We start from the raw sequence: 12,562 nt of genomic DNA, 5'->3' as shown, positions 1-12,562 counted from the left end.
TCCAATAGACAGTGTTCGCAAAACCGGGCCCTCGGGGGCCCGGCGAACGATAACGGCTTAGTTCAGGTGCTCGACGCGGATTCGTACGACCGGGCCGACCACACCTTCCAAGGCTTCCAGGGCGGTGATCGCGTCGTTCATGTGCTGCTCCAGCACACGGTGGGTCAGCAGGATCATCGGCACCAGACCGTCATGCTCTTCGACTTCTTTCTGCATGATCGATTCGATGTTGATGCCACGCTCCGACAGGATGCTGGCGACCTGAGCCAACACGCCCGGGTGATCCTTGGCCTGAATTCGCAGGTAGTAGGCGCTTTCGCAGGCATCGATCGGCAGGATCGGGTGGGCCGACAGCGAGTCTGGCTGGAAGGCCAGGTGCGGCACACGGTTTTCCGGGTCGGAAGTCATGGCGCGAACCACGTCTACCAGATCGGCGATTACCGAGGAAGCGGTCGGCTCCATGCCGGCGCCCGCGCCGTAGAACAGGGTCGAACCGGCGGCGTCACCGTTGACCATCACCGCGTTCATCACGCCGTTGACATTGGCGAGCAGACGATCGGCCGGGATCAGCGTCGGGTGTACACGCAATTCGATACCGGCGGCCGTGCTGCGTGCCACGCCCAGGTGCTTGATGCGATAGCCCAGTGCTTCGGCGTAGTTCACGTCGGCGGTGGTCAGCTTGGTAATGCCTTCGGTGTAGGCTTTGTCGAATTGCAGCGGAATGCCGAATGCGATGGAGGCCAGGATCGTCAGCTTGTGGGCGGCATCGATGCCTTCAACGTCGAAGGTCGGATCGGCTTCGGCGTAACCCAGGGCTTGCGCCTCGGCAAGCACGTCTTCGAAGTTGCGGCCCTTTTCGCGCATTTCGGTGAGAATGAAGTTACCGGTGCCGTTGATGATCCCGGCGACCCAGTTGATGCGGTTGGCGGACAGGCCTTCACGGATCGCCTTGATCACCGGAATGCCACCGGCCACCGCCGCTTCGAACGCCACGATCACGCCCTTCTCGCGGGCCTTGGCGAAAATTTCATTACCGTGAACGGCAATTAGCGCCTTGTTCGCGGTCACCACGTGTTTTCCGTTCTCGATCGCTTTGAGTACCAGCTCGCGGGCAACGGTGTAGCCGCCCATCAGCTCTATGACGATGTCGATCTCAGGGTTCGTGGCCACTTCGAAGACATCGTTGGTAATCGCAATACCGGTCGTCTGGAACTGAGGCTTTGGCGTGCGCATGGCAATTTGTGCCACTTCGATTCCACGCCCGGCACGACGAGCAATTTCCTCGGCGTTGCGCTGAAGTACGTTGAAGGTTCCGCCACCGACGGTCCCTAACCCACAGATGCCTACTTTGACCGGTTTCACTGTGAACTCCCCATAAAACGGCCGACTCGAGGCCGGCCGTGAAAACAACCGCATACTCGCGGTTCTCTATTGATGGTCAGGCGACTGACCGCCCGACCATGATCGTCAAAGGCTGACCGTGACGATACGAACTTTATTTCGCACCCAGCGCCAGTTTGGCGACTTGTGGCGCTGGCTGGTAGCCCGGAATGACCTGGCCATCAGCTAAAACGATGGCCGGTGTGCCGTTCACGCCAATCGACTGGCCGAGAGCGAACTGTTTGGACACCGGGTTATCGCACTTGGCGGCCTTGATGTCCTTGCCATCGACCATTTTATCCATGGCGGCTTTCTTGTCTTTCGAGCACCAGACCGCTTGCAGCTGTTCGTCACCCGGCGAGCCCAGCCCCTGGCGCGGGAACGCCACGTAACGCACTTCGATGCCGCGCTTGTTCAGCTCAGGCACTTCGGCGTGCAGTTTGTGGCAGTACGGGCAGGTGGTGTCGGTGAACACGGTGATGTGGGATTTGGTTTCGCCGATCGCCGGGTAAACCACGGTTTCCGCTACCGGAATCGCGTTGACCAGTTTCGAAACGCCCAGCCGCTCGGTCTTCTCGGTCAGGTTGACCGGCTTGCCGTCCTTGAGCTGGAACAGGTAGCCCTGAACCACGTATTGACCGTCGGCGCTGGCATACAGTACACGGCTGCCTTTGAGCCTGACTTCGTAGAGGCCAGGCAGCGGACTGGCGGTGATGGTTTCAACGGGAACTTCGAGCTGGAGGTTTTCCAGGCTTTTTCGAATGGCCTTGTCGGCCGCGTCATCGGCGACGGCAAAGGTGCTGACCAACGCAATGGCTGCGGCGGCGAAAATCTGGGTCAGACGCATGAGAACTCCTGAAGGCGGACAAATGGGACGATCAGAACGCCCGTGCCGAAACACCGGGTCATAACCACCCATCGTACAAACCGGCAAAGCCTACCACATAAGGCTCCTGTGGCCGAATGCGCCTGACGCAACACATCATGGTGGCGCTTGCTTTTATGTGGGAGCGGGCTTGCTCGCGAATGCGGTGTGTCAGTCGACATCATCTTTGACTGATACACCGCATTCGCGAGCAAGCCCGCTCCCACAGGAACCGTGTTCAGCCGCGGGGGTGGTGTTTGGCGTGCAGGTCTTGCAGGCGCGCCCGGGCGACGTGGGTGTAGATCTGCGTGGTAGATAGATCGCTGTGGCCGAGGAGCATTTGCACCACGCGCAGATCGGCGCCGTGGTTGAGCAGGTGCGTGGCGAAGGCGTGACGCAGCGTATGCGGCGACAGCGACTTGCCGATCCCGGCAACCTTGGCCTGGTGCTTGATCCGGTGCCAGAACGTCTGGCGGGTCATCTGCTCGCCACGCTGGCTGGGGAACATGACATCGCTCGGACGCCCGCCCAGCAGCTCGTTGCGGCCATCGCGCAGGTAGCGCTCAACCCAGACGATCGCCTCCTCGCCCATCGGCACCAGTCGCTCCTTGCTGCCCTTGCCCATCACCCGCAGCACGCCCTGGCGCAGGTTGACCTGCTCCAGGGTCAGGCTGATCAGCTCCGTCACCCGCAAACCGCACGCATAGAGCACTTCGAGCATGGCGCGGTCGCGCTGGCCGATGGCTTCGCTCAAGTCCGGAGCTTTCAACAAGGCCTCCACATCGGCTTCTGACAGGGATTTTGGCAACGGCCGACCGAGCTGGGGCATATCGACGCGCAATGTCGGATCGACGGCGATCAGCTTTTCCCGCAATAAATAGCGATAAAACCCACGCACGCCGGAAAGGAATCGCGCGGTTGAACGGGGTTTGTAGTTTTGCTCCAGGCGCCAGGCCAGGTGATCGAGGATCAATTCGCGACCGGCGTTGATCAGCTCCAGCCCTTTTTCCTGTAACCAGCCGTTGAACAGCGCCAGGTCGCTGCGATAGGCGTCGCGGGTGTTATCGGAAAGGCCTTTCTCCAGCCACAGGGCGTCGAGGAATTGGTCTATCAGGGGATGGTCGATGGCGGGCATAGAGGCTCAGGCAGCGGGAATCTGAGGGTAAGTCTTTCATAGCAGGACAGGGCTTCACAGTGCCTGATGCAATTGCAGTGACGACGTCGTGATCTCCTGTAGGAGCGAGGCTTGCCCGCGAAGACATCCTATCAGCCAACATCAATGTTGAATGTAAGTCCGTCTTTGCGGGCAAGCCTCGCTCCTACAGGTTTGTATCAGGTAAATCGCGGGCAACAAAAAAGCAGCCCGAAGGCTGCTTTTTTCTGCATCGGAAGCTGGACTTAAGCCAGTTTTTCCTTGATGCGAGCTGCTTTACCGGACAGGTCACGCAGGTAGTACAGCTTGGCTTTACGTACGTCACCGCGACGCTTGACGGCCATGCTGTCGATTTGCGGGCTGTAGGTCTGGAAAGTACGCTCTACGCCAACACCGTTGGAGATTTTACGCACGGTGAAAGCACTGTTTACGCCGCGGTTACGCTTGGCGATAACAACACCTTCGAACGCTTGCAGACGCGAACGGTCGCCTTCCTTCACTTTCACCTGAACGACAATGGTGTCGCCCGGGGCAAAGGTAGGGATCTCTTTGGTCATCTGCTCTGCTTCGAGTGCAAGGATGATTTTGTTAGTCATGCTGTGCTCCTAAGGTAAATCGTCGGATCTACCATCGATACGTTGTTAACTATCGTCCCGCTCGCGGATGTATTCCTCGAGCAGCTTCTTCTCTTCTCCAGAAAGCGAGCGGCTTTCCAGAAGATCGGCGCGTCGTTCAAAGGTCCGACCAAGGGACTGCTGTAAACGCCAACGCCGGATATGCGCGTGATTGCCACTTAGCAATACGTCGGGAACACGCTGATCCGCATACACCTCCGGTCGGGTGTAGTGCGGGCAATCCAGCAAACCATCCGTAAAGGAATCTTCCTCGGCGGAGTCCGCATGCCCTAAAGCTCCGGGCAGCAGTCGTGTAACCGCATCGATCAGGACCATCGCCGGCAGCTCGCCGCCAGACAGTACATAGTCGCCAATCGACCACTCTTCATCGACATGAGCTTCAATAAAACGCTCGTCAATGCCTTCATAGCGGCCGGCAATCAGGATCAATGCATCCAGATTCGCCAACTCGCGTACCGCCGACTGATTAAGTTGACGGCCTTGGGGGGACAGGTAAATCACCTTCGCCGCCTCCCCGGCTGCTGCCTTGGCCTGAACCAGAGCATCTTCCAGGGGCTTGATCTTCATCACCATGCCCGGACCACCGCCAAATGGGCGATCATCCACAGTGTGATGTCGATCCGTCGTGTAGTCTCGCGGATTCCAACAGGTGAGCTGCAAGAGCCCCTGTTTCACCGCACGACTGGTGATGCCGTACTCGCTGATGGCAGAGAACATCTCGGGAAACAAACTGATCACTTCTACGCGCAAGTTAGCCACGCTTAGAAATCCGCGTCCCAATCCACCTTCATCTCGCCTGCCGCCAGGTCGACAGCCAACACGCATTGCTCCGTATAGGGCAACAGGCGTTCGCGATCATCCAGGCTGCCAGCGCAAGGCTTGACCACCATTACATCATTGGCGCCGGTTTCCAGAAGATGATCGATTTTCCCGAGCAATTGCCCGAGTTGATCAATAACCTTCAGACCTTCCAGCTGGTACCAGTAGTACTCGCCGTCGGTCAATTCAGGGAACAGGTTGCGCGGCACGCAGATCTCATAACCGGCCAGAAGACGAGCTTCTTCACGATCATCGAGACCCTTGAGCTTTGCGACCAGGAACTTGTCGTTCCCACGTCCGCTGACCAGCTCTACCTGTTTCACATTACCTTCGCGCTTGAGCGTCCAGGTTTTGTACTGCAACAGGTTTTCAGTCGGATCAGTAAAGGAATACACCTTCACTTCGCCGCGAACGCCATGAACAGAATAAATTTTGCCAATAACGATCAAATCATCGGCAACAGCTGGCGTCGCGTTCATATTGCTCAGGCCGCAGCCTTAGCAGATTCCTTCAACAACTGAGCAACGCGCTCAGAAGGTTGTGCACCAACGCTCAGCCAGTAGGCTACGCGCTCTTGGTTCACGGACAGACGAACTTCCTGACCACGGGCAACAGGGTTGAAGAAACCAACCTGTTCCTTGTGCGAACCGTCGCGCGGGTTGCGGCTGTCGGTTACGGTCAAGTGGTAAAACGGGCGCTTTTTGGAGCCGCCAAGGGCAAGACGGATTGTTAGCATGTGAACATCGTTCCTGTAGTCGGTGCTGCAAATCTAAAGGCACAGCGGGCATAGGTGCCCGAAAGGCCGCATATTCTAAGGAATATCCGGACTTTTGCAAATGTCTTTTTCCGGCGGCCTATCGGACGCCATCCAGATTTGCTATAGAGCCGTCGTTGAAAACGGCCAGTCAGCTCCCGCCAAGTGCGGGTTTGCTGTTGATCCCACTTCCATGTGGGGCTGCGCAAGAGCAAGCCCTTGCGCGGATTCTTTACATTTTTGGCATGCCGCCGCCGGGCAACATACCGCCCATGCCGCGCATCATTTTGGCCATTCCGCCTTTCGCGGAGAATTTCTTCATCATCTTCTGCATCTGCTTGTGCTGCTTGATCAAGCGGCCGATGTCCTGCACCTGGGTGCCGGAGCCCATGGCGATCCGGCGCTTGCGCGAACCGCTGATCAGCTCAGGGTCGCGGCGCTCGGCCGGGGTCATGGAATTGATGATGGCTTCCATCTGCTTGAATTGCTTCTCTGCCGCGCCCTGGGCGTTGCCCATCTGCGCCAGGTTCACGCCGCCCATGTTCGGCAGCTTGTCCATGAGGCCGCCGAGGCCGCCCATGTTTTTCATCTGTTGCAGCTGATCGCGGAAGTCTTCGAGGTCGAAGCCCTTGCCCTTCTTCAGCTTCTTGGCCAGCTTGTCGGCCTTGTCCTTGTCGAGGGTCTGTTCGGCCTGCTCGATCAGGCTGAGCACGTCGCCCATGCCGAGGATGCGCGAAGCGATACGCTCAGGGTGGAACGGCTCGAGCGCTTCGCTCTTCTCGCCCATACCGATGAACTTGATCGGCTTGCCGGTGATGGCTCGCACCGACAGGGCGGCACCGCCACGGGCATCGCCGTCGACCTTGGTCAGGATCACGCCGGTCAGCGGCAGCGCGTCGCCAAAGGCCTTGGCCGTATTGGCGGCATCCTGACCGGTCATGGCATCGACCACGAACAGGGTTTCGACCGGGCTGATCGCGGCATGCAGCGCCTTGATCTCGCCCATCATCTCTTCATCGATGTGCAGGCGACCGGCGGTATCGACGATGACCACGTCGATGAACTTGAGCCTGGCTTCTTTAATAGCCGCTTGCGCGATATCGACCGGCTTCTGGCTCAGGTCGGACGGGAAAAACGTCACGCCGACTTCACCGGCGAGCATTTCCAGCTGCTTGATCGCCGCCGGACGGTAAACGTCCGCGGAGACGACCATCACCGACTTCTTCTTGCGCTCTTTAAGGAAGCGCGCGAGTTTGCCGGCGGTGGTGGTTTTACCCGCGCCCTGCAAACCGGCCATCAGCACGACGGCAGGCGGCACGGCGCTCAGGTTCAAGTCTTCGTTGGCCGCGCCCATCAGGCTTTCGAGTTCGGCCTGAACAATCTTCACAAAGGCCTGGCCCGGCGTCAGGCTGCGCGACACCTCGGTACCGACAGCGCGCTCCTTGACCGAGTTGACGAAGTCTTTGACCACCGGCAAGGCGACGTCGGCTTCGAGCAACGCCATGCGCACTTCACGCAGGGTGTCTTTGATGTTGTCCTCGGTCAGCTTGGCCTTGCCGGTGACATGGCGCAGCGTCTGCGAGAGACGGTCGGTTAAGTTTTCAAACATTGCGCGATCCTTTCAGGCCCTGTGTAGACCGGGATAATGGCGGCCCGGACCGGACTAAACGTGTGCTCGGCGAGCCTGCGGCGTGGGCAGGTCGCGGATTATAGCGAAGACTGCGTCTGGCGGACACCTCGTCGTCAGCTTGCATGGTCTTTCGTGCTGCGTGGGTTCTATGCCAAACTCAGTGCCTTTCGGGCTTGCCTAACAGGATTTATGCTCCCCTTGTCACCCAGCTTGCTTACCACTCTCGCCGCCGCCTGCTTGTATGCCGCTGCGACCCTCTATCAGGGCACTCGTCTGGCCACCGGCGCCAAGGCCAACAAGCGCCTGCTGGTCACGCTCGGCGTAATGGCCGTGCTGGCCCATGGTGCCAGCCTGTTCACCCATCTGTTGACGCCAATCGGCCTGGGCCTGGATTTTTTCAGCGCCGCCAGCCTGATCGCCGCGGCGGTCATTGCCCTGACCCTGCTGGCCTGCTCGCGAATTCCGGTGCAGAACCTGCTGATATTGCTGTTCCCGCTGGGCCTCGCGACCGTGTTGCTCGCGCAGTTCGCCCCCGCGGGCACGGTGCAGATCATCGACGAGGAGCCAGGCATCCTCGCCCACATCCTGCTGTCGATCCTCGCCTACGGCATGTTCACCATTGCGGTGTTCCAGGCGTTGCTGTTGTTGGTTCAGGACCATCAACTCAAGCACAAACACCCGTCCGGACTGATCAAGAACTTCCCGCCGCTGCAAACCATGGAAAGCCTGCTGTTCGGCTTCCTCTGGGCTGGCTGGACCCTGTTGTCGTTGTCGCTGATCTCCGGCTGGCTGTTCCTCGACAACCTGTTCGCCCAGCACCTGGTGCACAAGACCTTGCTGGCGTGCCTGGCCTGGATCGTCTTCAGCGTGCTGCTCTGGGGCCGCAACCGCCTGGGCTGGCGCGGACACAAGGCCATTCGCTGGACCCTCGCCGGTTTCTGCCTGCTGATGCTGGCGTACTTCGGCAGCAAGCTGGTCCGCGAATACATCCTGCACATCTGACGGGCGGCATCAATGGACGAATTGCCCATAGGGCCGATGCTTGCTGTAATGGCCCTGCTGATTTTATGGTCGGGGCTGTTTACCGCCATCGAAGCGGCACAACAATACTTGCTGGCCCAGCGCACCGCCTCGCGCGCCAGTGACAAACCCGTGGCGAAACTGAGTTTCCCGCTCAATAGCCTGATCCTCTGCAACACCCTGTGCCGCGCGCTGGTGGTGGTCATCAGCACGTTGCTGGCGATTTTTACCTGGGCTGAAAACGGTCCATGGGCCGCTTGCGTCGGGGCCGGCGCCATCCTGCTGGTGTTCGCCGACTACCTGCCACGCACCCTCGCCGCTCGCTACCCGGACGCGGTCCTGACGCTGGGCAACACCTTGCTTGGCGCGCCACTGAAAATCATCTACCCGGCCGCCTGGTTGCTCAATGGCATCAGCCAGTTGTTGATGCGACCGTTCGCCCGCAAAGCCAAAGTGGTGCAACAGAGCGAAGATGAAGCGCCGAACGATCGACACGACGATCACGAACACGCCGTTTGCCGCCCGCACCCGCTCTCGGGTATCCACGCGCTGGACAACATCACGGTCAACGACATTCTGGTTCCGCGCAGTGACGTCGACGGGATCAACCTCGACGACGCTCTCTCGGACATCATCGAACAACTGCGCCACAACAAACGCACGCGCCTGCCGGTGTTCCACAGCGATATCAACCAGGTCGAAGCGGTGCTCAATACCCGGCAGATCCGCCACTTGCTGCCTGACGGCAGCCTGACCATGGAATCGCTGTTGGCGGCCAGTCGCGAGCCGTACTTCGTGCCTGAAAGCACGCCACTGCAGCTGCAACTGCTGAATTTCCACAAACAGCAGCGACGCCTGGGCATGGTGGTCGACGAGTACGGCGAAGTGCTCGGCATCGTGACCCTGGAAGACATTCTCGAAGAAATCGTCGGCGAGTTCGAAAGCCAGCACAGCCTGGATAACCCGCATATTCATCCCCAGGCCGATGGGCGACTAGTCATCGATGGCGCGGCATCGATTCGCGACCTGAACAAGAGCCTGGGCTGGCACCTGCCCAGCGATGGCCCGAAAACCCTGAACGGTTTGGTCACCGAGGCGCTGGAGACGATTCCCGAGAGCGCGGTGTGCCTGAAGATCGGGCGGTATCGCCTGGAAATCCTGGAAACGGAAGACAACCGCGTGACTCGCGTGCTGATCTGGCATACGGCCACAGTGCAAACCCCGGCCTGAAATGACTGTAGGAGCCAGGCTTGCCGGCGAAGGCGTCCTTGAAAACGCCTTCGCCGGCAAGCCTGGCTCCTACAAAAAGCGAAGGCGTCCTTGAAAACGCCTTCGCCGGCAAGCCTGGCTCCTACAAAAAGCGAAGGCGTCCTTGAGAACGCCTTCGCCGGCAAGTCGGATCGCCGCACCGCTGGCTCCTACAGGAAATGTTACCGACCGTGGCATAATCGATACCGCTTACCCAAGCCTCGCCATACCCCCGTGCTACCCGCACTCTGTATTAAAACCCACATCCCTGGGTGTTCGACCATAATAATTAGCTCCACTGGAGCACATGACTGTCAGGGATTACCGCATGACGACCAGCACGACTTATAACGACAGCACGCCTGCACAACCGACGAACTCCGCCACCCGGGTGGCCACCGCGAGCTTCATCGGTACCGCCATCGAATTCTACGACTTCTACGTCTATGCCACTGCGGCAGCGCTGGTGATCGGCCCGGTGTTCTTTCCGCAGACCGACGGCACCGCGCAGATGCTTTCGGCGTTCCTCACCTTCGGTATCGCGTTCCTTGCCCGACCGCTGGGCTCGGCGCTGTTCGGCCACTTCGGCGACCGCATCGGGCGCAAATCGACCCTGGTGGCCTCCCTGCTGCTGATGGGCGTATGCACCACGCTGATCGGCGTGCTGCCGGGTTACGACAGCATCGGGGCCTGGGCGCCGATCCTGCTTTGCGTGTTGCGCTTCGGCCAAGGCCTGGGGCTGGGCGGTGAATGGGGCGGCGCCGCGCTGCTGGCGACGGAGAACGCGCCCAAAGGCAAGCGCGCCTGGTTCGGCATGTTCCCGCAGCTCGGCCCTTCGATCGGCTTTCTCGCGGCCAACGGACTGTTCCTGACCCTCGCCATGACCCTGGACGACGAGCAGTTTCGCTCCTGGGGCTGGCGGATTCCGTTCCTGCTCAGTGCCGCACTGGTGGTGGTCGGCCTGTACGTACGCCTCAAGCTCCACGAAACGCCGGTGTTCGCCAATGCGATGGCTCGCCAGGAACGGGTGAAGATTCCGCTGGTGGAGCTGTTCAGCCAATACTGGGCGCCCATGCTGTTGGGGGCCGCGTCGATGGTGGTGTGCTACGCGCTGTTCTACATCTCGACGGTGTTTTCGTTGAGCTATGGGGTGTCGACACTCGGCTACACCCGCGAAACCTTCCTCGCGCTGCTGTGCTTCGCTGTCCTGTTCATGGCCGCCGCTACGCCGTTGTCGGCCTTGGCCAGCGACCGTTATGGGCGCAAACCGGTGCTGATCATCGGTGGCGTGCTGGCGATTCTGTCCGGATTCCTGATGGAACCGCTGCTGACCCAAGGATCAACGTGGGGCGTGGCGCTGTTCCTGTGCATCGAGCTGTTTCTGATGGGCGTGATTTTCGCGCCGATGGGGGCGTTGCTGCCGGAGTTGTTTCCGACTCACGTGCGCTATACCGGCGCTTCGGCAGCCTATAACCTGGGCGGGATCGTCGGGGCCTCGGCGGCGCCGTTCTTTGCGCAGAAACTGGTGGCGATGGGTGGTTTGAGTTATGTCGGCGGGTATGTGTCGGGGGCCGCGGTGCTGAGCTTGATAGCGGTGCTGTGCCTGAAGGAGACGCGTCACAACGATCTGAATCGGGTGGCCTGAAGCAAAAGCAAAAGCACCGCAACAGCAACAGCAACAGCTTCGCGAGCAAGCCCGCTCCCACAGGGGACCGCGTTCTAACAGAAAGAATGCAGTCAATGCGGGAGCGGGCTTGCTCGCGAATGCCGCGCCGCGGTTACAGCTCAATAACAACGGCTTGGGAAGCACGGGTCGCTTTCGCACGAGCCGCCTCGATCGACTCATCCCGCGCCAACGCCACACCCATCCGACGCTGACCGTTAACTTCAGGCTTGCCGAACAGGCGCAACGCCGTATCCGGCTCGCTCAATGCAGCACCCAGGTTGGCGAAAGCAGTCTGGGTCGAGTGCCCTTCCACGAGAATCACCGCCGAAGCCGATGGCCCGAACTGACGGATCAACGGAATCGGCAGGCCCAGAATCGCCCGCGCATGCAGGGCGAACTGCGACAGGTCCTGGGAAATCAGGGTCACCAGGCCGGTGTCATGCGGACGCGGCGACACTTCGCTGAACCACACCTGATCGCCCTTGATGAACAGCTCGACGCCAAACAGACCACGGCCACCCAAGGCTTCAGTCACCGCCTTGGCCACGCGCTCGGATTCCGCCAGGGCAACCGGGCTCATCGCCTGTGGTTGCCAGGATTCCTGGTAGTCGCCCTTCTCCTGGCGATGACCGACGGGTGCGCAGAAGGTAGTACCGCCGACGTGACGCACGGTCAACAGGGTGATTTCGTAGTCGAAGTCGATGAAGCCTTCGATAATCACCCGCCCCTTACCGGCGCGGCCGCCTTCTTGAGCGTAATCCCACGCGGTTTTCACGTCATCGGCGTTGCGCAGCAGGCTCTGGCCTTTGCCCGAGGAACTCATGACCGGCTTGACCACACACGGGAAACCCAAGTCTTCGATGGCCTTGCTGTAATCCTCGAAGGTGTCGGCAAAGTGGTACGGCGAGGTCGGCAAGTCCAGTTCTTCGGCGGCCAGGCGGCGGATGCCTTCGCGGTTCATCGTCAGCTGCGTGGCGCGCGCAGTCGGGATCACGGTGAAACCTTGCGCTTCAAGCTCGACCAGGGTCGCGGTGGCGATGGCTTCGATTTCCGGCACGATGAAGTGCGGCTTCTCGGCCTCGATCACGGCACGCAGGGCAGCGCCGTCGAGCATGTTGATCACGTGGCTGCGATGGGCAACTTGCATCGCCGGCGCGTTGGCGTAGCGATCCACGGCAATCACTTCAACGCCCAGGCGTTGCAGCTCGATCACCACTTCCTTGCCCAACTCACCGCAGCCACACAGCAAGACGCGGGTCGCGGTTGGCGACAATGGAGTTCCGATACGGGTCATCTCAGGTCCTCTATGGAGCGGATCATCGAGGGTCGCGGCGCGCCTGGCGCGCTTCCCATGGGAAGAAAGCGCCGCATTTTACATGAACCCGAGGGGTT

General features: G+C 60.1%; 12 protein-coding genes. 3 read left to right on the top strand and 9 right to left on the bottom strand.

The window, feature by feature from the left end; all coding sequences use genetic code 11:
* Nucleotides 1–57: 57 nt before the first annotated feature.
* The 8 genes from F8N80_RS12875 to ffh form a co-directional block, all read right to left on the bottom strand.
* Nucleotides 58–1,362: a homoserine dehydrogenase gene (locus tag F8N80_RS12875; RefSeq protein WP_150748234.1), complete on the bottom strand. Its 1,305-nt coding sequence runs from the start codon at nucleotides 1,360–1,362 to the stop codon at nucleotides 58–60.
* Between the two features lie 133 nt (nucleotides 1,363–1,495).
* Entirely contained in the window at nucleotides 1,496–2,227 is a 732-nt protein-coding gene (gene dsbC / locus F8N80_RS12870) for a bifunctional protein-disulfide isomerase/oxidoreductase DsbC (RefSeq protein ID WP_150748233.1), read from the bottom strand.
* A gap of 256 nt (nucleotides 2,228–2,483) precedes the next feature.
* A complete protein-coding gene (gene xerD, locus F8N80_RS12860; RefSeq protein WP_150746864.1) occupies nucleotides 2,484–3,380 on the bottom strand; it encodes a site-specific tyrosine recombinase XerD in 897 nt (298 codons plus the stop codon).
* A gap of 263 nt (nucleotides 3,381–3,643) precedes the next feature.
* On the bottom strand, nucleotides 3,644–3,994 hold the full coding sequence (gene rplS / locus F8N80_RS12855; protein WP_003175895.1) for a 50S ribosomal protein L19: 351 nt from the start codon (nucleotides 3,992–3,994) through the stop codon (nucleotides 3,644–3,646).
* 45 nt (nucleotides 3,995–4,039) lie between these two features.
* Nucleotides 4,040–4,792: a tRNA (guanosine(37)-N1)-methyltransferase TrmD gene (gene trmD / locus F8N80_RS12850; RefSeq protein ID WP_090188015.1), complete on the bottom strand. Its 753-nt coding sequence runs from the start codon at nucleotides 4,790–4,792 to the stop codon at nucleotides 4,040–4,042.
* 2 nt (nucleotides 4,793–4,794) lie between these two features.
* On the bottom strand, nucleotides 4,795–5,331 hold the full coding sequence (rimM, locus tag F8N80_RS12845; RefSeq protein WP_007944873.1) for a ribosome maturation factor RimM: 537 nt from the start codon (nucleotides 5,329–5,331) through the stop codon (nucleotides 4,795–4,797).
* 5 nt (nucleotides 5,332–5,336) lie between these two features.
* The gene (gene rpsP / locus F8N80_RS12840; protein ID WP_003198088.1) at nucleotides 5,337–5,588 is read right to left on the bottom strand and encodes a 30S ribosomal protein S16; all 252 of its coding nucleotides are present in this window, start codon (nucleotides 5,586–5,588) and stop codon (nucleotides 5,337–5,339) included.
* Between the two features lie 250 nt (nucleotides 5,589–5,838).
* Nucleotides 5,839–7,215, bottom strand: coding sequence for a signal recognition particle protein (gene ffh, locus F8N80_RS12835; RefSeq protein ID WP_150746865.1), 1,377 nt, complete (start codon nucleotides 7,213–7,215; stop codon nucleotides 5,839–5,841).
* 210 nt (nucleotides 7,216–7,425) lie between these two features.
* Here ffh and F8N80_RS12830 point away from each other — a divergent pair, with 210 nt between their 5' ends.
* From F8N80_RS12830 to F8N80_RS12820, 3 genes are all read left to right on the top strand, one after another.
* Complete coding sequence (locus F8N80_RS12830) at nucleotides 7,426–8,238, top strand: cytochrome C assembly family protein (RefSeq protein WP_150746866.1); 813 nt, start codon at nucleotides 7,426–7,428, stop codon at nucleotides 8,236–8,238.
* 12 nt (nucleotides 8,239–8,250) lie between these two features.
* A complete protein-coding gene (locus F8N80_RS12825) occupies nucleotides 8,251–9,486 on the top strand; it encodes a transporter associated domain-containing protein (protein WP_150783975.1) in 1,236 nt (411 codons plus the stop codon).
* Between the two features lie 346 nt (nucleotides 9,487–9,832).
* Complete coding sequence (locus F8N80_RS12820; protein WP_150746868.1) at nucleotides 9,833–11,149, top strand: MFS transporter; 1,317 nt, start codon at nucleotides 9,833–9,835, stop codon at nucleotides 11,147–11,149.
* Between the two features lie 133 nt (nucleotides 11,150–11,282).
* On the opposite strand, the gene purT is transcribed toward F8N80_RS12820, so the two are convergent.
* Nucleotides 11,283–12,464 carry a formate-dependent phosphoribosylglycinamide formyltransferase gene (gene purT, locus F8N80_RS12815; RefSeq protein ID WP_150746869.1) on the bottom strand — a complete coding sequence of 394 codons (1,182 nt, stop codon included), beginning with the start codon at nucleotides 12,462–12,464 and terminating at the stop codon, nucleotides 11,283–11,285.
* Between the last annotated feature and the right edge of the window lie 98 nt (nucleotides 12,465–12,562).

Origin of the sequence: Pseudomonas fluorescens (assembly GCF_902497995.1) — a bacterium.
In the GTDB taxonomy this organism is placed as follows: Bacteria; Pseudomonadota; Gammaproteobacteria; order Pseudomonadales; family Pseudomonadaceae; genus Aquipseudomonas; species Aquipseudomonas fluorescens_BK.
Note: the sequence above shows the minus strand (reverse complement) of the source record. Positions and strands in the feature narration are given on the sequence as shown.